16 protein-coding genes are annotated in these 21322 nt (G+C 72.5%); 5 read left to right on the forward strand and 11 right to left on the reverse strand.

Translation table 11 applies throughout. The annotated features are described in order from the left end of the window. Positions 1–3 precede the first annotated feature (3 nt). Together BAW75_RS01425 and BAW75_RS01435 are read left to right on the forward strand one after the other, a co-directional pair. Positions 4–1044, forward strand: a complete 1041-nt coding sequence (locus BAW75_RS01425) for a ParB/RepB/Spo0J family partition protein (protein ID WP_064448052.1) — start codon at positions 4–6, stop codon at positions 1042–1044. A gap of 1906 nt (positions 1045–2950) precedes the next feature. Continuing rightward, a complete protein-coding gene (locus BAW75_RS01435) occupies positions 2951–3808 on the forward strand; it encodes a hypothetical protein (protein WP_244205986.1) in 858 nt (285 codons plus the stop codon). Between the two features lie 2 nt (positions 3809–3810). Here BAW75_RS01435 and BAW75_RS01440 read toward each other — a convergent pair whose 3' ends face one another. Both BAW75_RS01440 and BAW75_RS01445 read right to left on the reverse strand, forming a co-directional pair. Beyond that, positions 3811–4803, reverse strand: coding sequence for a D-alanine--D-alanine ligase family protein (locus tag BAW75_RS01440; RefSeq protein WP_104112376.1), 993 nt, complete (start codon positions 4801–4803; stop codon positions 3811–3813). Between the two features lie 7 nt (positions 4804–4810). Next, positions 4811–6124 carry an aminotransferase-like domain-containing protein gene (locus tag BAW75_RS01445; RefSeq protein WP_064448053.1) on the reverse strand — a complete coding sequence of 438 codons (1314 nt, stop codon included), beginning with the start codon at positions 6122–6124 and terminating at the stop codon, positions 4811–4813. Between the two features lie 282 nt (positions 6125–6406). Here BAW75_RS01445 and BAW75_RS01450 point away from each other — a divergent pair, with 282 nt between their 5' ends. Continuing rightward, positions 6407–7072 (forward strand): hypothetical protein, encoded by a 666-nt coding sequence (locus BAW75_RS01450; RefSeq protein ID WP_043327687.1) that lies wholly within the window; start codon positions 6407–6409, stop codon positions 7070–7072. A 7-nt stretch (positions 7073–7079) separates the two neighbouring features. Here BAW75_RS01450 and BAW75_RS01455 read toward each other — a convergent pair whose 3' ends face one another. From BAW75_RS01455 to murJ, 7 genes are all read right to left on the reverse strand, one after another. Continuing rightward, positions 7080–8240 carry an N-acetylmuramoyl-L-alanine amidase gene (locus tag BAW75_RS01455; RefSeq protein WP_104112377.1) on the reverse strand — a complete coding sequence of 387 codons (1161 nt, stop codon included), beginning with the start codon at positions 8238–8240 and terminating at the stop codon, positions 7080–7082. A gap of 165 nt (positions 8241–8405) precedes the next feature. Beyond that, positions 8406–8729 carry a thioredoxin gene (trxA, locus tag BAW75_RS01460; protein ID WP_030499495.1) on the reverse strand — a complete coding sequence of 108 codons (324 nt, stop codon included), beginning with the start codon at positions 8727–8729 and terminating at the stop codon, positions 8406–8408. Positions 8730–8767: 38 nt separating this feature from the next. After that, positions 8768–9721, reverse strand: a complete 954-nt coding sequence (gene trxB, locus BAW75_RS01465) for a thioredoxin-disulfide reductase (RefSeq protein ID WP_064448138.1) — start codon at positions 9719–9721, stop codon at positions 8768–8770. Positions 9722–9897: 176 nt separating this feature from the next. After that, entirely contained in the window at positions 9898–10845 is a 948-nt protein-coding gene (locus BAW75_RS01470) for a hypothetical protein (RefSeq protein WP_104112378.1), read from the reverse strand. Then, positions 10842–11546, reverse strand: coding sequence for an RNA polymerase sigma factor SigM (gene sigM, locus BAW75_RS01475; RefSeq protein ID WP_064448055.1), 705 nt, complete (start codon positions 11544–11546; stop codon positions 10842–10844). The genes BAW75_RS01470 and sigM overlap by 4 nt, the downstream gene beginning before the upstream one ends. 43 nt (positions 11547–11589) lie before the next feature. Further along, positions 11590–13203 (reverse strand): protein kinase family protein, encoded by a 1614-nt coding sequence (locus tag BAW75_RS01480; RefSeq protein WP_167435512.1) that lies wholly within the window; start codon positions 13201–13203, stop codon positions 11590–11592. Between the two features lie 410 nt (positions 13204–13613). Continuing rightward, a complete protein-coding gene (murJ, locus tag BAW75_RS01485; RefSeq protein WP_104112379.1) occupies positions 13614–15362 on the reverse strand; it encodes a murein biosynthesis integral membrane protein MurJ in 1749 nt (582 codons plus the stop codon). Between the two features lie 132 nt (positions 15363–15494). Here murJ and BAW75_RS01490 point away from each other — a divergent pair, with 132 nt between their 5' ends. Together BAW75_RS01490 and BAW75_RS01495 are read left to right on the forward strand one after the other, a co-directional pair. Beyond that, positions 15495–16955 carry a CCA tRNA nucleotidyltransferase gene (locus BAW75_RS01490; RefSeq protein ID WP_104112380.1) on the forward strand — a complete coding sequence of 487 codons (1461 nt, stop codon included), beginning with the start codon at positions 15495–15497 and terminating at the stop codon, positions 16953–16955. 184 nt (positions 16956–17139) lie between these two features. After that, complete coding sequence (locus BAW75_RS01495; protein WP_043327694.1) at positions 17140–19179, forward strand: S8 family serine peptidase; 2040 nt, start codon at positions 17140–17142, stop codon at positions 19177–19179. Between the two features lie 64 nt (positions 19180–19243). Here BAW75_RS01495 and BAW75_RS01500 read toward each other — a convergent pair whose 3' ends face one another. Beyond that, entirely contained in the window at positions 19244–20752 is a 1509-nt protein-coding gene (locus BAW75_RS01500) for a flotillin family protein (RefSeq protein ID WP_104112381.1), read from the reverse strand. 21 nt (positions 20753–20773) lie between these two features. Further along, positions 20774–21316, reverse strand: coding sequence for an NfeD family protein (locus BAW75_RS01505; protein ID WP_043327696.1), 543 nt, complete (start codon positions 21314–21316; stop codon positions 20774–20776). Positions 21317–21322: the final 6 nt, after the last annotated feature.

Genomic DNA, 21322 nt, shown 5'->3' on the forward strand with positions numbered 1-21322 from the left:
CGCATGAAGAACCGTCCCCGCGGCGGACTGGGCCGAGGGCTCGGCGCCCTCATCCCCACCGGACCGGTACCGGGCGCCGAACCGGCGGCCACCGAACCGGAGTCGTCGGCAGTTGCCGCGTCGCCCTCGGCTCCGGTCGCAGGCGCGACCGCCGCCATCACCGGCGGTGTCGGGAGCACCCCGTCGCCGGCCGTCGAGCCCGAGTCGCACCTGAGCCCGGTGCCCGGCGCACGCTTCGCCGAGATCCCGGTCGACGCCATCGTGCCGAACCCGAAGCAGCCCCGGCACGTCTTCGACGAGGAGGCGCTGGAGGAGCTGAAGACCTCGATCCAGGAGGTCGGCTTCCTCCAGCCGATCGTGGTCCGCCAGCTCGACACCGAGAAGTACGAACTCGTCATGGGTGAGCGGCGCTGGCGCGCCGCCCAGGCGGTCGGCCGGGAGACCATCCCCGCGATCGTCCGGGACACCAAGGACGACGCGATGCTCCGGGACGCGTTGCTGGAGAACATCCACCGCGCCAACCTGAACCCGCTGGAAGAGGCGGCGGCCTACCAGCAGCTGCTGGAGGAGTTCGGCGCCACCCACGAGGAGCTCGCCCGGCGGATCGGCCGCAGCCGCCCGCAGATCTCCAACACCATCCGGCTGATGAACCTGCCGGCCGCTGTGCAGCGCCGGGTCGCCGCCGGAGTGCTCTCCGCCGGTCACGCCCGGGCACTGCTCAGCCTCGACGACGCCGAGGCGCAGGAGCAGCTCGCCAAGCGAATCGTCGCCGAGGGCATCTCCGTACGCGGTGCCGAGGAACTGGTGCACCTGGCGCTCGCCGAGGAGCCGGCGAAGACGGCTGCCGCGAAGCGCCGGCCGAAGCCGCACGCCCCGGCGCTCACCGATCTCGCGGACCGGCTCTCCGACCGGTTCGACACCCGGGTGAAGGTCGACATCGGCCGGAGCAAGGGCAAGATCACGATCGAGTTCGCCACCGTTGACGACCTGGAGCGGATCGTCGGGATCATCGGCATGGACGGTGAGGAGCAGCCCGAGGCGTAGCCGTCAGAGGTTGTCCGGCCGGCCGCACCGCCCGCGAGGGGGTGCGGCCGGTTCTCTTTCTCCAGGACGCGGTTTCGGTTGCGAACCGTCTGCTGCTGCCCGCGCGAGGGCGTGGCCGGATCGGCGTCCTTCCCGCTGGTTTCACGTGAAACGAGAATGCCGGTGCCCGGTGCCCGGTGCCCGGTGCCCGGTGCCCGGTGCCCGGTGCGCGGTGGCGCGGTGGCGCGGTGGCGCGTGGCGAGGGGGCGCGGGTGACGCGGTGACGTCGTGGCGCGGTGGCGCGGTGGCGCCGTAATGCGGGTGGCGGGGGTAGCGGTGGTAGCGCGGTGGCGATGTGCCGAGGCGACGCGGTCGCGCGCGGCGGCGGGATAGGCCGGGTGGCTAAGGCGACTGGCGCAACTTGGGCGGCTGGTTCGCTTCTGCTTCCGGGCTGGGGTGCCGAACTCGCAGACTCGCCTCAGAACGAGGGCAAGGACGGGGTGCAGCCCGGTCGGTAGGCGGCGGCGTTTCACGTGAAACGGGTAGGCCCGCGTGAGGCCGCCGAGCACTCCCGCCGCCCCGCCGATGCGGCGCGCGACGCTACTGGTCGAAGCTGTACATCGAACTGCCCACGAAGCGGCGGCCGCTGCCGAACGTGAACCTCCGCTCGGGCGTGGGCAAAGGGCAACCACGTGGGTTGCAGACCTGGGCTCGTCGCCTTTGGCTACCGTGGCCCGCCCTTCGGGCGGCCCAGTTCCATGCCGGCCGCTACTGGCCACCCGGCCAAACGATGACGCGCGTCCATCGCGTCGATGCTGACATCGCGTCGCCGATGCGGCCGTCTCGCCGATGCCCCGCGCCGGTGGCCGTCGGTGCAGCCGCCGCCGCTGCGCACTCACCGCCCCGACACTCACCGCCCCGCGCGCTGCCATCCCGCCAGAGCGGCAGCTGGACCGAGTGGAACACCATGGGTGTCAAAACGCCTCGGAGACACCCATGGTGTTCCACCGCACCCCGGGGCGGCTGGCGTTGGCGAGCTCGGACCGAAGTGGTTCCGTCTGGGGGCGCGCGTTTCCCAAGATGTCCCCGTCGCCCCGGCCGATGACCACCCTGTCAGCAACGCCTCCAGACCACCCGCACAGGAGCCGGATGAGTTGTCGCTAGCCGCTGATCCCTCGCAGGTTCGAAGCGGGCGCGAGAATGCTCGCCGGAGCGACCGGAGCGACCGGAGCGACCGGAGCGACCGGAGCGACCGGAGCGACCGGAGCGACCGGAGCGGGCCGTCCGGCCGGGGCAGCCAAAGCGGCGGGGCGGCCGGGAACGGCAGGAGCCCCGGTGACCCGGCTGGCCCCGGTGGCTCGGGGTGAGCCGCGGTGCGCCGCTGAGCCGAGGTGGCTCGGATGCCGCTTCGTGTGCCGGCCTGGCGGACGCCGCCGTCCCGGCTGCTTGGCACTCGACGGGGTGTCCGGCCGGGCTGTGCCTTCATGTTGCAGACCGGTTGGTCGACTCGGCGGGCGGACCGGTCGAGAGCCACCGTGGATCAGCCGGCCATCGAGAACCCCGGCCCCCCCGCCGGGCTGACGTAGGACCCAGCCTCCGGCGTACCGAGGACCGGCGAGGAACCACGGACGATCCGACCGCCGTCGTTTCACGTGAAACCGACCGCAAGAAGCCCTTCCCGAACCCGGTACGGATCGCGCGCCCGATCGTTGGAAGAACGGATCCACACGCCCTCCAGTTATCCACAGCAGTTGTCCACAGGCTCGTCCCGTTTCACGTGAAACGAAGCGCGGAAACCCTTGCTGAGCAGTGGATGACGCACCGTACTGGTGATCTCGGCACCCTGTGGACAACGTGGTGGACAACCTGTGCGCGGCCAGTGGAACGGGTAGGGACAGGCGTCGCCAACTCGGTTAGGGTCAGCGTCGTGCCGGACACCCCTCCCTCAGTTCCAGACTTCACCCAGTGGCCGTCCTTTCCCTTCGAGGGCGATCTCCGCGTCAAGCAGCTCGACGAGCCCGTACCGTTCGAACCTCCCCGCCGCGGCGAGGCGGACCGGGAGTGCACCGCCTGCAATGCGCCCGACGAGGCGTACATCTGGGTCGGTGAGCGGTGGCGGGTCCGTGCCATGGATCGGCCCACCGGTCTGCCGATGGTCCTGATCCTGGAGTCCCGGTCCCACCTGGATCTGGGCGACCTGCCGAATCTGCTCGCCGCCGAGCTGGGCGTGATGACCGTGCGCCTGGAGCGGGCCGTCCGGTCGCTCGACGGCGTGGCCCGGGTCCACGTGAATCGTTGGGGCGACGGTTCCGCGCACCTGCACCTGTGGTTCCTGGCCCGGCCGTACGGGCGGCTGCAACTGCGCGGCACGTTCCTGTCGCTGTGGGACTCGATCCTGCCCCCCATCTCCGAGGACAAGTGGCGGGAGAATCTGGCCCTGGTGGCCGCGTGGCTCGCCGAGTTCGGTGGCCGGCCGCTCGCCGAGCCGCCGCGCATCCAGTGGCAGGCCCCGTCGAGCTTTGCCCCGGCCTCGGCTGCGGACGCCGCTGAGGAGCCCGAGGACGAGCCCGCATCAGTGATCGAGGCTGCGGACGAGATCCCGGAGTCCGAGGCGGCAGGGGGCGTCTCAGACCCCTCCGCGGGCCCGTCGGTCGACGACCCGGAGCCGGAGGACGGATCCGAGGCGGCCGAGGAGCAGGAGACCGGGGGCGCCCCGACTGCGGGCGAGGCCGAGGACGTGGTCGAGGACGACCAGCCGCGGGCGGGGCGTACCCGGGAGGGCTGACCTCAGCGGCGGGCGGCGGCCCGGGTCACGAGCGTGCCGAGCACCCGGCCGAAGTCCAGCCCGGCCGCCTGGATCGCCAGCGGCAGCAGCGACGTCTCGGTCATGCCCGGGGAGACGTTCACCTCCAGCACGTGCGGGTCACCGCCGGCGTCGACGATCAGGTCGACCCGGGACACGTCGCGCAGGCCGAGCGCGGTGTGCGCGGCGAGCGCCACCTCGGTCACCCGGGCTGTCGTCGCGGCGTCGAGCCGGGCGGGCGCGTGCCAGGTGGTACGGCCGGCGGTGTAGCGGGCCGCGTAGTCGTAGACGCCGTTGCGCGGCACGATCTCGACCGGGGGCAGGGCCTGCGGGCCCTTGCCGAGGTCGAGCACGGAGACCGCCACGTCCATTCCGGGCACGTAGCGCTCCACGAGTGCGGTCTGGTCGTACGCGAAACAACCCACCATGGCGGCCGGCAGCGACGCCGCCTCCCGGACCACGGCGGCGCCCAGTCCGGAGCCGCCCTGCGCCGGTTTGACCATCAGCGGCAGCCCGAGCCGGTCGACGATCCGGTCCAGGACGGCGACCGCGCCCAGCTCGGAGAAACGGTCGTGCGGCAACGCCACCCAGTCGGGCGTCGGGATGCCCGCCTCGCGCAGCACCGCCTTCGCCGACGGCTTGTCCCAGGCGAGCCGGGAGGACCGGGCGTCGCAGCCGACGTAGGGCACGTCCCAGAGGTCGAGCACGCCGCGCAGCGAGCCGTCCTCGCCGGTGGCGCCGTGCAGGGCGATCACCACCGCGTCCGGCGCGTCGGCGGTCAGCGCGGGCAGCAACGCCACGTCGGCGTCGCGCAGCTCCGCCTGCACGCCGACCGCGCGCAGCGCGTCGAGCACCCGGCGGCCCGACCGCAGCGAGACGTCCCGCTCGTAGGAGAGGCCACCGGCGAGTACGAGCACGTGCAGCTCGTCGACGGCGGATCCGGTCACGGGAGGCGGTGCGGCAGGGCTGTCGGACATGCGGGCATCATGCCAAGTCGGGACCGGGCGCGTCCGAGCCGCCCTGGCGTCGGCGGGGTCCGGCACCGCCGACCGCGCCGAAGACCTTCCGCATCGCGATCTCCTGCTCCATCACCCCGGCCAGCCGGCGGACACCCTCGCGGATCCGCTCCGGCGTCGGGAAGGAGAAGTTCAGCCGCATGTTCCCGGCGCCGGTGCCGTCGGCGTAGAAGCCGGTCCCCGGCACGTACGCGACGCGGGCGGCCACTGCCCGCGGCATCATCGCCTTGGAGTCGAGCCCGTCGGGCAGCGTCGCCCAGACGAACAGGCCGCCCTGCGGCCTGGTCCAGGTGGTGCCCTCCGGCATCAGGTCGGCCATCGCGTCGAGCAGCGCGTCCCGGCGCTCGCGGTAGATCTCGCGGTAGACCTTGAGCTGCTGCCGCCAGGGCATGGTGCCGAGGTACGTCGAGACGGCCGACTGGGCGTAGGCGCTCGGGCAGAGGATCTGCGCCTCACTGGCGATGACCAGCTTGTCGCGGACCGCGTGCGGGGCCAGGATCCAGCCCACCCGCAGGCCCGGCGCGAACGTCTTGGAGAACGTGCTCAGGTAGAAGACCCCCTCGCGCCGCCGGGCCCGCAGCGGCCGGGGCGCCTCGCCCTCGAAGCCGAGCTGACCGTACGGGTCGTCCTCCACCACGAGCAGCCCGGCGCGCTCACAGATGTCGAGCACCCGTTCGCGCCGCTCCTCGCTCAGCGTCACGCCGGCGGGGTTCTGGTAGGTGGGGATGGTGTAGAGGAACTTCACCCGGCGGCCGGCCCGGGCCAGGTCGGCGATGGCCACCTCCAGCGCCTCCGGGATGAGCCCTTCGTCGTCCATCGGCACGTGGGCCACCTGGGCCTGGGCGGCCTGGAACACCCCGAGCGCGCCGACGTACGTCGGCCCCTCGGCGAGCACCACGTCACCCGGGTCCAGGAAGAGCCGGGCCACCAGGTCGAGGGCCTGCTGGCCGCCGACGGTGACGACCACGTCCTCCGGGGAGGCGCCGCACGAGGCGTCGATCCCGGAGAGGGACATCACCTCGCAGATCCGCTCGCGCAGCTCCGGGGCGCCCTGGCCGACGCCGTACTGGAGGGTGGTGGCGCCGTGCTCGGAGCCGAGCCGGCCGAGCATCTCGCCGACCGCGTCGAGCGGCAGCGCCGCGATGTAGGGTGCCCCACCGGCGAGCGAGACGACCTCCGGCCGGTTGGCCACCGCGAAGAGCGCCCGGATCTCCGAGGCGGTCATCCCGCGGACGCGCCGGGCGTACCTGTCGGTGTAGTCGTCGAGCGTCGTGCCGGTCATGACATCACCTCGATCGGGTGTCGGCGGGGCTGCCGCCCGGTGTGGTACCCGCGATGCCGACATCCATTGGCGGCGAGGGCCGGTTGGTCGATCGTAGTCCCCGGTGACGGTAGCGGCACCGGCCGTGTGGACACGTCCACATCCCGGACCCGCCACTCGGCCGTCCGGGCGGGGGTTCACGCGTTCCCTCCCGTACCGCCGGACAGGGGCGTACGATCGCTCGTCGGGAGCAGGAGGGCGCGGGAGGAACCGGCGCTCCGAGCCTATTGGTGGGGTGCGCTCATGTCGCGACGTCTGGTCAGCCTGACCCTGGACACGCTGGAGGACCTGCCTCGATCGTGCCGGCGCTGCGTCTACTGGGAGCTGGATCCGGTCTCCGCGGAGCGGGCCTGCGCAGCAGGTGACCCGGGCCTGGAGAAGGAGGCGTGGGTCTCCCAGACGCTGCTGGAGTGGGGTTCCTGCGGCAAGCTCGTCTACGTCGACGGGATGCCGGCCGGCTTCGTCATGTACGCGCCGCCGGCGTACGTCCCGCGCTCGATGGCGTTTCCCACCTCGCCGGTCTCGGCGGACGCGGCGCTGCTGATGACGGCGCACGTGGTGCCCGCCTTCGCCGACGGCGGCCTGGGCCGGATGCTGGTCCAGGGCGTGGCCCGCGACCTGACCAAGCGCGGCATCAAGGCGATCGAGGCGTTCGGGGACGCCAAGTTCGGCGACGACGCGGACGACCCGGCCCGCGCCTGCGTGGCGCCCGCCGACTTCTTCCTCTCGGTGGGCTTCAAGACGGTCCGGCCGCACCCGCGCTACCCGCGCCTGCGGTTGGAGTTGCGGACGGCGCTGAGCTGGAAGTCGGACGTCGAGTACGCGCTGGAGAAGCTGCTCGGCTCGATGAGCCCGGAGACGCTGCTGCGGCCGGTCCGCCCGGCGCCGGCCACCCGCTCGACCAGCTGAGCGGGGATCAGTCGACGACGGTGAGGGCGGCGAGTGCCGCCCGCAGTTCGGTCACGTCGATCGAGCCGGTCGGCACGTCGCGTTCGATCGGCAGGTACATCCGCTGCACCGCGGCGACGATGGCCTCGGCCACCCGGTCCCGGAACCGGGGGTCGACCAGCCGGGCCCGGTCGTCCGGCGAGGTCAGGTAGCCGACCTCGACGCGTACCGCGGGCATCCGGGTGAGCCGGAGCAGCTCCCACGCCTTGGCGTGGGTACGGCAGTCACGCAGCCCGGTGCGGGCCACGATCTCCCGCTGCACCAGCCCGGCCAGACGTTCGCCGGTCGCCGACGTGACGCCGTTGTCGGTGCCGTAGTGGTAGGTGGCGACCCCCTCGGCGGCCGGGTTGGCGTGGTGGTCGGTGTGCAGCGAGATGAACACGTCGGCGCCGAGGGAGTTGGCGAGCTGGGCCCGGTCCGCGTCGGGCAGGCAACTCGCGGGCGCGGGGCCCCGGGTCAGCTGCACCCGTACGCCGGCCGCGGCGAGCCGCCCCTCCAGCCGGCTGGCGAGGTCGTGCACGAGGTCCGCCTCGGTCCAGTGCAGCGGGCCGTCGGGCACCACCACGCCCGGGTCGGTGCCTCCGTGCCCCGGGTCGATCACCACGGTCCGCCCGACCAGCTCCGGCCCGGCCTGCCGGATGGCGTCGGACTCGCGCAGCCACTGCGGGCGTCCGCCGACCACCTTGCGGCCGAGGCGGCGCAGCGCGTTGACGGTGTGCGGCCCGCACGACCCGTCCGGTTTCAGCCCCATCTCCCGCTGGAACTGGGCCACCGCGCGGGAGGTGCGGATGCCGTAGATGGCGTCGGCGCGCCCCACGTCGTACCCCATCTCCAGGAGACGTTCCTGGAGCGAGCGGACGTCCTCGCCGGTGATCGGCTCGGGCACGGCGTGGAAGAGCGCGCGGGCGCCGAACCGCCAGCGGGCCGCGTCCAGCGCCCGCCAGGTCTCGGCGCCGACGCGCCCGTCGACGCTGAGGCCGCGGGACTGCTGGAACGCCCGGACCGCGCGTTCGGTCTCGGCGTCGTAGTCGTCGCCTCCGCCCTCGGCGGGAAGAAGCTCCAGGCCGACGAGGACGGTACGGATCTCGGCCACCGCCGGTCCCTGGTCACCGGGTCGGATCGGATGCACGACGACCCCCTATGCACGGACGTTGGCAGGACCGGAACTCCGACGAGATGCTTACGGAGCGTACCGTGACCGGTACCCGGCGGGTTCGTGTTCATGCAGGTCAGGAAAGCCGGAACCCCCGTCACCCGGGCGGGGTGACGGGGGTTCCGGCGCTGCCGGTACGGCTCAGAGCGCCGACTCGATGAGCTTGAGCAACTCGCCCTTCGGCTTGGCGCCGGCGATCGACTGCACGGGCTGGCCGTTCTTGAAGATCGTCAGCGTCGGCACCGACATGACCCGGTAGGCGCGCGCCGTCTCCGGGTTCTCGTCGATGTTGAGCTTGACGATGGTGACCTGGTCCTTCATCTCGCCGGCGATCTCCTCCAGCAGCGGCGAGACCTTGCGGCACGGGCCGCACCACTCCGCCCAGAAGTCCACCAGGACCGGCTTGTCGGACTGCAGCACGTCGCTGACGAAACTCGCGTCAGTGACCGCCTTGGTTGCTCCCACTATGAACTCTCCTCCTCCGAACCTTGCTCGTCGAACTCTCAGCCCTGGATGGTGGCGATGAAGCGCTCGGCGTCCAGCGCGGCGGCACAGCCGGTGCCGGCCGCCGTGATGGCCTGCCGGTAGGTGTGGTCGACCACGTCACCGGCCGCGAACACGCCCGGCACGCTGGTACGGGTGCTCGGCGCTTCGACCTTCACGTACCCCTCGTCGTCGAGCTCCACCTGGCCGCGGAACAGCTCACTGCGCGGGTCGTGCCCGATCGCCACGAACACGCCCGTGACGTCGAGCACCTTGCTCTCGCCGGTGTGCACGTTGCGCACCCGTACGCCGTTGACCTTGCCGTCGTCGCCGAGGATCTCCTCGACCACGGTGTTCCACTCGACCTTGATCTTCTCGTTGCTCAGCGCCCGGTCCGCCATGATCTTGCTGGCGCGGAACGAGTCGCGGCGGTGGAGGATCGTCACCGACTCGGCGAACCGGGTGAGGAAGCTGGCCTCCTCCATCGCCGAGTCGCCGCCGCCGACCACCACGATGTGCTGGTTGCGGAAGAAGAAGCCGTCACAGGTGGCGCAGGACGACACCCCGTGGCCGAGGTATTCCTGCTCGCCCGGCACACCGAGCGGCCGCCAGGCGGAGCCGGTGGAGAGGATGACGGCGCGGGCGCGGTACGCGGTCTCGCCCACCCACACGGTGCTGACCGCGTCGGAGCCGATCTCGCCGGTGTCCTTCAGCTCGACCCGGGTCACGTCGTCGGTGAGGAACTCGGCGCCGAAACGCTCGGCCTGCTTGCGCATGTTGTCCATCAGCTCGGGCCCGAGGATGCCGTCGGCGAAGCCGGGGAAGTTCTCCACCTCGGTGGTGGTCATCAGCGCGCCACCCGACTGCACGCCCTCGATCACCAGCGGCTTCAGGTTGGCGCGTGCGGCGTAGACCGCAGCCGTGTAGCCGGCCGGACCGGAGCCGATGATGATCAGGTTGCGGACCTCGTCCACTGCCGTCTCCCGATGTGTGTGTTCGTCACCGGCCGCACCGATGTCGATCCCGAGTGCCGACGGCTCAGCGGCGCCGGCGCCTGACTTGCAGAACGTCATCGTACGAAGCGGGGATTCCCGAGCCGGTCATCCGGTGGGTCAGGTCACGTGGCGGGACACGCGTGATGACCGCGTTTTCACCCTACCCGCGTACGGAAGCGCGTGTCCGCGCCGGACCCGGGCACGCCGCACTCCGGCCCGCTCGCCCAGCCCCAGCGGGCGCCGGTCGCGTCGGCGAACGTCACCACGAGCGCCGGAGCGCCCTGGTACCGGGCGTAGTCGATCATGTCGATGGTGAGCGGGGTGGCGCCGTGCTCCGCGCCGATCGCGGTGAGGCACGCGCCGAGCGTCTCCGGCCGGGTCAGCCGGTCCAGCCCGGCGAACCCCCCGGCGCGGTACTTGTCGCTGTACAGCGGCGTCTCCGGGCCGTTCTCCCGCGCTGCGCCGGACGGAGCGGCCATGTCCTGCGGCGTCGACTTCGCCCCGGTGGGCACGCGGGCGGCGGCGAGGCGTTCCGGGGTCCAGTCGGTGCCGCTGCGCAGCGCCGGTCCGGTGGTCCGGTACGGCGCGGCGGCCATCAGCGCCGCCTCCCCGGCCGCCCGGTCGGCCGTACCGCCGTCGCCCGGGTCGGCCAGCCGGCCGACGCCGAGCCCCACCGCCGCGACCGAGGCCGCGGCCAGGGCCACCGGCCCGGCGATCCGGGCCCAGCGCCGGGGACGACGACCGGGGCCGCTGTGCCGTTCGGGACGCGACGCGGCGCCGGGCGGGCGGGCCGCGCCGCCGGCCTGAGCCGGTACGACGGGCGTACCGTCGCGCAGCGCGCCCGGTCCGGCCCCGGCGAGCGCCGCCGTGATCCGGTCGGTCACCGCCACGGGCATCTCCGGCGTGGGCGCCGCCGCCCAGCCGGCCAGGTCGGCGTGCACCAGGTCGACCGCCTCGGCGAGCGTCTCGTACGCGACCCGCCATGCCGGGTCCTGCTCGACCAGCCGGGCCACTGTCGCCTGCTCGGGGGTGCCGTCCAGCGCCCCGCCGAGGTAGTCGGCGAGCAGGTCGTGGTCGACCTCGCTGAACTCCCGGGAAGTCACGGCTCCTCCTGGCTGACGGCCTGACGGGACGCTCCCGACGAGGATCCGACGCCCTCGGGGCCCCGCCGGTTCCCGGAGGTGACCCGCGGCACGTCGGCCGCAGGGGAGTCGGAACCGGTCCGCAGGTGCCCGAGCAGGACGGCGAGCCTCGCCCGGCCCCGGGCGCACCGGCTCTTCACGGTCCCCTCGGCGACGCCGAGCATCAGGGCCACCTCGGCGACCGGATAGCCCTGCACGTCCACCAGGACCAGCGCGGCCCGCTGTTCGGCCGGTAGCGCCGCGAGAGCCTGCCGGACCACGAGCGCGGTGTCGTGATCGTGTGCCGGTGCGGCCGGTTCCCGCCCGCCGGTGTGCCGGCCCGGTTCGCCGTCGGTGTGCGTCCCGTCCGGCAGCGGGACGGTGGCGTGGGTCTGCCGCCGCCGGATCCGGTCCAGGCAGGCGTTCACCACGATCCGGTGCATCCAGGTGGTGACCGCCGAGTCGCCCCGGAACCGGGCGGCGGCGCGGTGGGCGGAGAGCATGGCGTCCTGGAGGGCGTCGGCCGCCTCCTCGCGGTCGCCGATCGTACGCAGGGCGACCGCCCAGAGCCGGTCGCGGTGCCGCTGGAACAGTTCGGTGAAGGCGTCCCGGTCGCCCGCCACGTGGGCCCGGAGCAGGTCCAGGTCGGAGCGGCCGGGCTGCGGGTCGTCGCGTTCCGCCATCACCACGTCCGGCGGAGGTGGCGCGGCGGGCGCGGCCGACGGGTCACGAGCCCTGGACCGTGATCTCCTGGACGCCGAGCTTCCAGGTGCTGCCGTTGTCCTTCACCGGCAGCTTGGTGATCCAGAAGAGGAGGTACTGGTACTTCTGGTCCGGCTGGAAGGCGTCGAAGATCATCTTCGTGCCGCCGTTCTCGTTCGCCGGCCCGACCACCGTGGAGTAGGCGTTCACCAGCTGCTTGTCGCCGGCGGAGGTGGACGGGAAGTCGCCGCGGGCACCGGTACGCAGCTCGACGGTGGCGCCGGTGGCCGACAGCGTCGCCTCCAGCTGCTTGACCGAGTGCGGGGCACCCAGGTCGATCCAGACGCCCATGCCCTTCTTGAGGCCGCCGAACTTGGCGTTCGTCCGGTAGGTGTTGGTCTCCCAGCCCTCGTCGTCGTCGCCGTCGATGACCTTCTCGGCGTTGCGCACCTCCGCGCGATCGCCGTCCGGGTCGATGATCCGTACGTCCTGGATGGTGAGCTTGCGGACCTGCGCTGCGGGCTCGTCGCCACCGCCGGCGCTGGCCGGCGCGCTGTTCGACGGCTGGGCGACCGGCTCCTTGTCGCCGTCGTCGCCACCGCCGAGCGCGTTGATGCCGATGAGCAGCCCGACCAGGGCGACAGCCAGCATGCCGGCGATGCCGATGGCGACCTTGCGCCCGCCGGCCGCGGCCAGCGGCGAGGGCTCCTCGCCGGGCTCGGCGGTGAAACGCAGCGGCCCGGCCTGCTCCAGGAACTGCTCGTCGGCCGGGATGTCGAGCCGGCTCAGCTCGGCGGCCAGCACGTCCGACGCCGGCGGGTCGATCTCCCGGTCGAGCAGGTCCATGGTCAGGTCGTCGAGGTACGCCGGCACGCCGGCACGCACCTGCCGGGGCGCGGCGATGGCGCCGGTGGCGTCGCGGACCGCGTCGGGCTGCTCACCGCGGCCGTGCCCGGCGGTGGCGCCGTGCAGCGGGGCCTCGCCGTGCGGCCAGTGCCCGGTCAGGGCGAAGTAGAGCACCCCACCGACCGCGCGCAGGTCGTTCTGCTGGCTGTCCGCCCCGTCGGTCCGCGCGTCGGCGAGCACCACCCGGCCGTCGTCGCTGATCATCACCGTGCCGGGGTGCAGGTTGCCGTGCACCATGCCGGTGGCGTGTACGGCGGCGAGGGCGCTCGCGACGGCGTTGCCGATCGCCGTGGCCCGAGCCGGGTCGAGCGGCCCGTCGGCGGCGACCATCTCGCGCAGCGACTGCCCGTCCACCCACTCGCGGACCACGTAGGCGCGGTCGTCCTCGTCGATCGCGTCGTAGACGCCGACCAGGTTGGGGTGGATGACGCGGCTCGCGGCGACCGCGGCCTGAAGCATCTCGGTGGCGGAGTCGCCACCCGGGTAGCGGAGGACCACCGCGACGGGACGGCGGAGCACCACGTCGACACCGCGCCAGACCAACCGGCCCGCGCTGTCGTTGTTGATGTGCTCGACCAGTTCGTACCGCTCGGCGAGCAGCTCACCGACCGTGGGAGCACCGAAGGTCACGACCGCAGGAGAGGTCTCCTCCGCTTCCTGACCCTCGCCGACCTGGGTCACCCGTCCTCCCTCGGTGATCGCGTCGATCGATGGACCCGTGCTGCTGGGCATGTGGCTTCCCGCTCTGCCTTCGGTGGAACGGCCGCGGTCTCGACGCCCGCGTCGATCCCGGTCGTACCCGTCGAGAGCGACCTTACCCGGGATGCCCGGTTCTCCGACATGTCATCTTCCCGCTGTGACCGGCCGGAAGGCCAGTCGCCACGGGCTCCCGGCCGGGTCGCCCGCCCACCCGGCGGGCGAGCCGGACACGCACCGCCAATCTAGAGGTTGACGGCAACGAGGTGGCACAGGGGCGTACCGGTGCGGCGACGGGGAGGTTTTCCCCTTCCCGGCCTGCGCTCCCTCGTCCGTACGGTTGGTTGTCCACAGGCCGAGAGGCCCAGTGGACGGGGGAATTCCAAGTTATCCACAGCCGTATCCCCAGCCTGGTGATCCTCGTTCACCGTCGGTCACCGAGGGGGTCAACGCCCAAGGCGCCGCCGGACCATCCCGACCACCTCGGTGATCTCGCCGATCCGCAGCACCATGGCGAGCCCGAGGTAGGTGGCGCCGATCGCCGCGCCGCCGATCACCAACTGGACCGCCGCGGCGAGCCAGCTCAGGCTCGCCGGGTCGCCCGGCAGCACCGCGACCACGAGCAGGCCGACGACCGCCGCGCCGAGGGCCGCCACGACCACCCGGCCGAGCGTGCGCATGATCCCGCCGCGCCCGATCCGGCCCACCCGGGGCCGCAGCAGCATCGCCGAGATGATCGCCGCCGCCAGGTACGACACGGCGTTGCCGAGCATCATCCCGGCCGCCGCGAACGTGTTCGAGAAGATCAGGAACAGACCGACCTGGAGCAGGACGCGCAGCGCCACCACCGGAATGTTGACCAGAGCCGGGGTACGGGTGTCCGGCAGCGCGTAGAACGCGAAGGTGAAGAGCTGGCTGACCGCGAACGGCACCAGGCCGAGCGCCGCCACCAGCAGCACCGTCGACGTGGCCACCGCGTTGTCGCCGGTGAACGCGCCGTACCGGAACACCACCACCGAGATCGGGGCGGCCAGCACCGCGTAGCAGACCGCGATGGGCGCGAGCACCGCGGTGACCATCCGGGTGCCCCGGGACAGGTCGGCGGTGACGTCGTGGAACCGGTTCTCGGCGGCGGCCGCGCTCATCCGCGGCATCAGCGCGGTGATGATCGAGACGGCGATGATGCCGTGCGCCATCATCAGCAGCAGGAAGACGTTGTTGTAGATCAGCAGGCCGGCGTTCTGGCCGTCCCCGCCGGTGGCCCGGTTGAGCAGGTTGACCACCACGAAGAGGCCGAGCTGGTTGACCGCGACGTAGCAGAACATCCAGGCGCCGAGCCGGGCCAGCTCGCGCAGCCCCAGCTCGCGGAAGTCGAACCGTGCCTTCCACCGGAAGCCGACCTTGCGCAGCGCGGGCAGCAGGCCGATCGCCTGCACCGCGACGCCCAGCAGCGTGCCGCCGCCGACCAGCAGGATCCGGTCCCAGCCCACCTCGCCGGGCGGCAGCGCCTTCGCGCTGTAGACGACGATGTACAGGCCGAACGTGCCGATGGACACGATGTTGTTGAGGATCGGCGCCCACATCGGGGCGGCGAAGTGCCCCCGGGTGTTCAGCACCGCGGCGATCAGCGCGCTGATGCCGGTGAAGAACAGCATCGGCAGCATCAGGTACGACAGCCGGGTGACCAGCGTGGTGTACGCCGGGTCGTCGCTGCCGGCCGCGTACACGGCGGTGAGCACCGGGGCCAGCACCACGGCGATCAGCGCGGTCGCGGCCAGGGCCAGCACCGCGAGGGTCAGCAGGCGCTGCGCGTACGCCTCGCCCCGGTCCGCGTCGATCTTGCGGCGGCGGACCAGCACCGGCACCAGGACGCTGGTCAGCACGCCGCCGAGCAGGAACTCGTAGACCTGGTTGGGCAGGAACTGGGCGGTGGTGAACGCGTCACCGACCATGGTGCCGAGCGCGGCGCCGATCATCAGGTTGCGGATGAAGCCCGTACCCCGACTGACCAGGCTGCCGATGGCCATCACCGCGCTGTTCGCCGCGGCGCTGGTCTCGGCCACCACCTCCTGCGGGGGCGCGACGGCCTCGACGCCCGGCTGGTTCAGCGGCTCGGCGGAGATGAAGGTGGCGCCGTCGTCCGGCGGCAGGCCGCCGCCGTGCGCGTTCGCGCTGCGGTAGAGCCCGCCGCTCATCTGCCAGCCTCCAAGGGGTACGTCGCAACCGGGTCCGGCCGGCCCCGCCCAACCGGAACCTTAGTCAACCTCCGCCCGTTACCCGCGCCCGGCGCGGTCGATCCACCCTCGGCCCGATAGGCTGGCGATCCCATGTCCGAAGCCTCCGCCTCCCACGCCGCCGACCGCCGCGAGCTGACCGCCGCGCAGCGCAACGCCGTCGCCGAACTGCTCCGAGTCTCACCGGTCGCCGACGAGCTGGGCCGGCGCTTCGCCCAGGCCGGTCACGAACTGCACCTGGTGGGCGGATCCGTCCGCGACGCGCTGCTCGGCCGGCTCGGCAACGACCTCGACTTCTGCACCGACGCCCACCCCGACGAGACGGTCAAGGTCATCCGTGGCTGGGCGGAGTCGATCTGGGAGACCGGGCGTGAGTTCGGCACCATCGCCTGCCAGCGCGACGGCCTCAACCTGGAGATCACCACCTTCCGGGCCGAGGTCTACGACCAGGTCAGCCGTAACCCGGTGGTGCAGTACGGCACCAGCCTGGTCGAAGACCTGAAGCGCCGCGACTTCACCGTCAACGCGATGGCGGTCAGCCTGCCCGACCACCGGTTCACCGACCCGTACGGCGGGCTGGCCGACCTGGCCGCCAAGATCATCCGTACCCCCGGCACGCCGCAGGAGTCGTTCCGCGACGACCCCCTGCGGATGCTGCGCGCGGCCCGGTTCGCCGCCCAGCTCCGCTTCGCCGTCCACCCGGACGTCCGCGCCGCGATGACCGAGATGGCCGGCGACCTGGACCGGATCACCGCGGAACGGATCCGGGACGAGTTCACCAAGCTGCTCTGCGGCGCCGACCCGATCACCGGGCTGCGGCTGCTCGTCGACACCGGCCTGGCCGAGCGCTTCCTGCCCGAGCTGACCGGCCTGAAGCTCACCATCGACGAGCACGCCCAGCACAAGGACGTCTACGAGCACACGCTCACAGTGGTCAGCAACGCCATGTCACTGGAGTCCGACGGCTGCGACTTCGTGCTGCGGATGGCCGCGCTGATGCACGACATCGGCAAGCCGGCCACCAAGGCGGTCGGCGCGGACGGCCGGGTCAGCTTCCACCACCACGAGGTGGTCGGGGCCCGGCTGACCAAGGCCCGGATGAAGGCGATGCGCTACTCCAAGGAGATCACCTCCCAGGTGGTCAAGCTGGTCGGCCTGCACCTGCGCTTCTACGGGTACGGCCGGGGCGAGTGGACCGACTCGGCGGTGCGCCGGTACGTCACCGACGCCGGCGACCTGCTGTCCCGCCTGCACAAGCTGACCCGTTCCGACTGCACCACCCGCAACCGGCGCAAGGCCGCGCAGCTCGCGGCCGACTACGACGCGCTGGAGGAGCGGATCGCCCGGATCGCCGCCGAGGAGGACCTGGCCCGGGTGCGGCCCGACCTGGACGGCAACGCGATCATGGAGTTGCTCGGCGTACCGCCGGGACCGGTGGTCGGCCGTGCCTGGCAGCACCTCAAGGAGCTGCGACTGGAGCGCGGGCCGCTGGACCGCGACGAGGCCGAGGCGGCGCTGCTGCGCTGGGCCCGCGACGAGGGCATCATCGGCTGACCTCCCCGCGCGGGGAAGCTCCACGACGATACGGCGGCGTGTCGACCGAAAGGTTGACGTGTATCGGTCGATGTCTCGCGCATGATGATGGTCATCATCAGCCACCCGGATCGACGGGTACGGCTGTCCTGATCACATCCGCCCGTCCCGAAGGGACGGCCGCTGGACACGGGGAGAGCATTCAGTGTCACGTCATGGCGCGCTGCGCCGCTCCGCGCTGGTGGGGCTTGCCCTCACCTCCGCGACCTCCATCATCTGCGCCGCCACCGGCGGCGCCGCCTCGGCCGACCCGGCCGGCCCGAAGCGTGCCCCGGTCCGGGGCGCCGACACCGCCGCGGCGGTACCCGGCCGCTACATCGTCGTCCTCAAGGACGGCAAGGCCGGTCCCGCCAAGGTGAAGTCCACCGCGTCGGCCCTCGCCGGCGAGCACGGCGGCTCCGTACGTCGGGTGTTCGGCAAGGCGCTGTCCGGCTACTCCGCCAGCATGGACCGCCGGCAGGCGGAGCGCCTCGCCGCGGACCCGGCCGTCGCCTACGTGCAGCAGGTCCAGCGCTACCAGGCCACCGGCACCCAGACCACCCCGCCGTGGGGGCTGGACCGGATCGACCAGTCCCGGACGAAGACCGACGGCCGGTACACCTACCCGGCGACCGGCGCCGGAGTGACCGCCTACGTCATCGACACCGGCATCGACATCGACCACGAGGACTTCGGCGGCCGGGCCCGCAACGGCTACGACGCGGTGGAGTCCGACGACGTGGCGCAGGACTGCGACGGCCACGGCACGCACGTGGCCGGCACGATCGGCGGCACGAAGTACGGGGTCGCCAAGGACGTCGCGCTCGTCGCCGTACGTGTGCTCGACTGCGACGGCGGCGGCAGCAGCGAACAGGTGCTCGCCGGCATCGACTGGGTCACCTCGCACGCCACCGGGCCGTCGGTGGCCAACATGAGCCTCGGCTTCGGGGGCATCGACCAGGCGGTGAACGACGCGGTCGCCCGCTCCATCGCCTCCGGCATCACCTACGCCGTCGCGGCCGGCAACAGCATGCAGGACGCCTGCGGCGAGTCACCGGCGCGGGTGCCGGCGGCCATCACCGTCGGCGCCACCGACCAGATCGACTTCCGGGCCTGGTTCTCCAACTACGGCACCTGCCTGGACACCTTCGCGCCGGGCACCGGCATCGTCTCGGCCAAGGCCGGCACCGCCACCGGCACGGAGACGATGAACGGCACGTCGATGGCCTCCCCGCACGTGGCGGGCGCCGCGGCGCTGGTGCTGGAGGCACACCCGGGCTGGACCCCGCAGCAGGTGCGCGACTCGGTCGTGGGCACGAGCGTCAGCGGCGCGGTGCACGACATCATGGGCTCGCCCGACCGGCTGCTGCACGTCGGCGACGCGGTGGTGGCGCGCGAGTCGTACGGCCTCAAGGCCCGCGGCAACGGCCTGTACGTGACGGCGGAGAGCGGCGGCAACCGGCCGCTGATCGCGCGCGGCACCGAGGTCGGCGCCTGGGAGCGGTACGACGTGGTGGACGCCGGCAACGGCTACTACGGCCTGCGTGCCGTCACGAACAACCTGTTCGTCACCGCCGAGAGCGGCGGCAACCGTCCGCTGATCGCCCGGTCCGCCGCGATCGGAGACTGGGAGAAGTTCCAGATCGTCACGAACACCGACGGCTCGGTCAGTCTGAAGGCCGTCACAAACGGCAAGTACGTCACCGCCTCGAACACCACCAACCCGCTGATCGCCAGCAAGACCACCATCGGCGCGGCGGAGAAGTTCGACTTCGACGCGGCGCCCCCGGTGGTCGGCATCAAGGCGGTGGCAAACGGCAACTACGTGACCACCGAGAGCGGCGGAACCCGGCCCCTGATCGCCCGGGCCGCGACCGTCGGGGCCTGGGAGCGGTACGAGGTCGTCAGCGTGGGCGACGGGTTCTTCGCCCTGCGCGCGCTGGCGAACAACCAGTTCGTCACGGCGGACGCCGGCGGCAACCGGGCGCTGATCGCGAAGGCCACCGTGATCGACGCCTGGGAGGTCTTCGACTTCCTCGACTACAACACCGACGGCTCGGTCTACCTGCGGGCGAACGCCAACGGCAAGGCGGTCACCGCCGGCGCGACCGGGGGCAGCCAGCTCATCGCCAGCCGCGTCATCGACTGGAACAGCGAGACCCTGGGCCTGAGCACCGGCGAGAAGTTCGTCTTCGCCGCGCTCTGACCCGCCACACCGAAACGGCGCCCGCCGGCTCCCCGAGGGGAGACCCGGCGGGCGCCGTCGTTCGTCACGCGTCGACGGTGCTGCCGTCCACAGTGTTCTTGCCGTTGTTCTGCGCGCTGCTGCCCAGCCGCGCCAGCAGCGCGGCCAGGTCGATGCCGGTGAGGTCGCTGCCGAGTTGGAGACCCTGGGCGACGTTCCCGGCCACCGACTTGGTCAGCGACGACGCGCCGTCGGTGGAGATCACCGTCATCTTGTCGATCGCGCCGATCGGGGCGCTGGCCGCGCCGACCACCTCGGGCAGCACCTTGACCAGCAGGTCCAGGACGGCCGCCTCGCCGTACGCGGCGAACGCCTCGGCCTTGCGGGCCATCGCGTCGGCCTCGGCCTGACCCTTGGCGAGGATGGCCGCCGCCTCGGCCTGGCCCTCCCGCTCGACCGCCTCGGCGATCGCGGAACGCCGGCGCTGCTCCGCCTCGCCCTCCTTGGCGCCCTCGATCGCGTTCGCCTCGGCCAGCGCGGCCCGGCGGGCCCGCTCGCCCTCACCGGTGAGGCGGGCCTGCTCGGCGGCGGCCTGCGCGGCGGCGATGGTCGCCTGCCGCTGCGCGTCGGCGTTGAGTACCGCCGCGTTGCGGTTCGCCTCGGCCTCCTGCTCCACCTTGTACCGGGCCGCGTCGGCCGGCTTGCGCACCTCGGTGTCGAGCTGGCGCTGCTTCAGCTCGGCGTTGCGCTCGGCCACCTTCTGCTGCTCGGAGAGGATCGCCTGGTCCCGCTCGGCCTGGGCGAGCGGCCCGGCCGCCGCCGACTTCGCCTTGGCCGCGTCGATCTCGGCCTGGATGCCGGCCTGCTTGAGCGCCAGGTTCCGGTTCGCCTCGGCGATCGCCTCCTCGGCGAGCAGCCGCTCCTGCTCGGCCTGCTGGCGGGCCCGCGCCTCGGCGATGGCCGCGTCCTTGAGCACCCGGGCCGCCTCCGGCCGCCCCAGGTCCTGCAGGTAGGAGCCCTCGGCCAGGATGTCCTGGAGCTGGAACGTGTCCAGCACCAGACCCTGGTTGGTCATCGAGTGCTCGGCCTCCTCGGCGACCGCGCTGGCGAACGCCGCCCGGTCCCGGATGATCTCCTCGACGGTGAGCCGCCCGACGATCGAGCGGAGCGCGCCGGCCAGCACCTCGCGGGTGAAGTTGTCGATCTCCTCCTGCTGGTTCAGGAAGCGCTGGGCGGCGGCGCGGATCGCGTCCTCGGTGCCGCCGACCTTGACGATCGCGACGCCGTGCAGCTCGGTGCGGATGCCCTGCTTGCTCACCGCGCCGCGGATGCTGACGTCGATCCGGCGGCTGGACAGGTCGAGCGACTGGAGCTTCTGCACCACCGGCAGGACGAACACCGAGGCGCCGAGCACGACCTTCTGCCCGGACATGTCGGTGGAGCGGGCTCCGTCGGCGGTCTGGGTGGTGCGGCCCTTGCGGCCGGTGACGATGAACGCCTGGTTCGGCCCGGCCACCTTGATCCGGGACAACACGAAGAGTACGAGGACGACGGCGAGGAGGACCGCGCCGCCGATGGCGACGAGCAGGGGCATGGGCATTCCCGTCTGTTGGTGTCAGTAGGTCTCGACGTGCACGCTGGTCTCGCTCAGTGCTTCGACCACGAAGATCCGGGTGCCGACCGGGATCGGCCCGTCGGCGCGGGCGTTGAGCTTCACCGGCTGGCCGGCGAGGCGTACCCGCACCTCGCCGTAGCCGCCGCTGGGGATCGGCGTTACCACCAGGCCGATCGCGCCGGCCAGGTGGTCGCGGGTGGGGGTGGCGTCGGTGCGCATGTTGCGGGCCGCGCGACTGAGCCGGGCCGCCAGCCAGCCGGTGGGCACGGCGGCGAGCGCGCCGCCGGCCACCGCCGCCGCGATCATCCCGGGGGTACGCCCGCCGAGCAGCTCGTTGACGATCGCGGCGCCGAAGCCGAACGCGCCGGTGAACCCGGCGGCCGCCTCCAGCGACACCGGCCCGTCGACGTCCGGCTGGCCGAGGTGGAGCACTCCCGAGCCGAGCAGGGCGAGCGTCAGCACGCCCACACCGACCCCGCCGATGATCAGGAAGATGAGCGTCCCGGTGGCCATGACCTGCACGGTATCGACGCCGTGCAACATCCACTA

The sequence above is a fragment of the Micromonospora chalcea genome, from assembly GCF_002926165.1.
Classification (GTDB): domain Bacteria; phylum Actinomycetota; class Actinomycetes; order Mycobacteriales; family Micromonosporaceae; genus Micromonospora; species Micromonospora chalcea.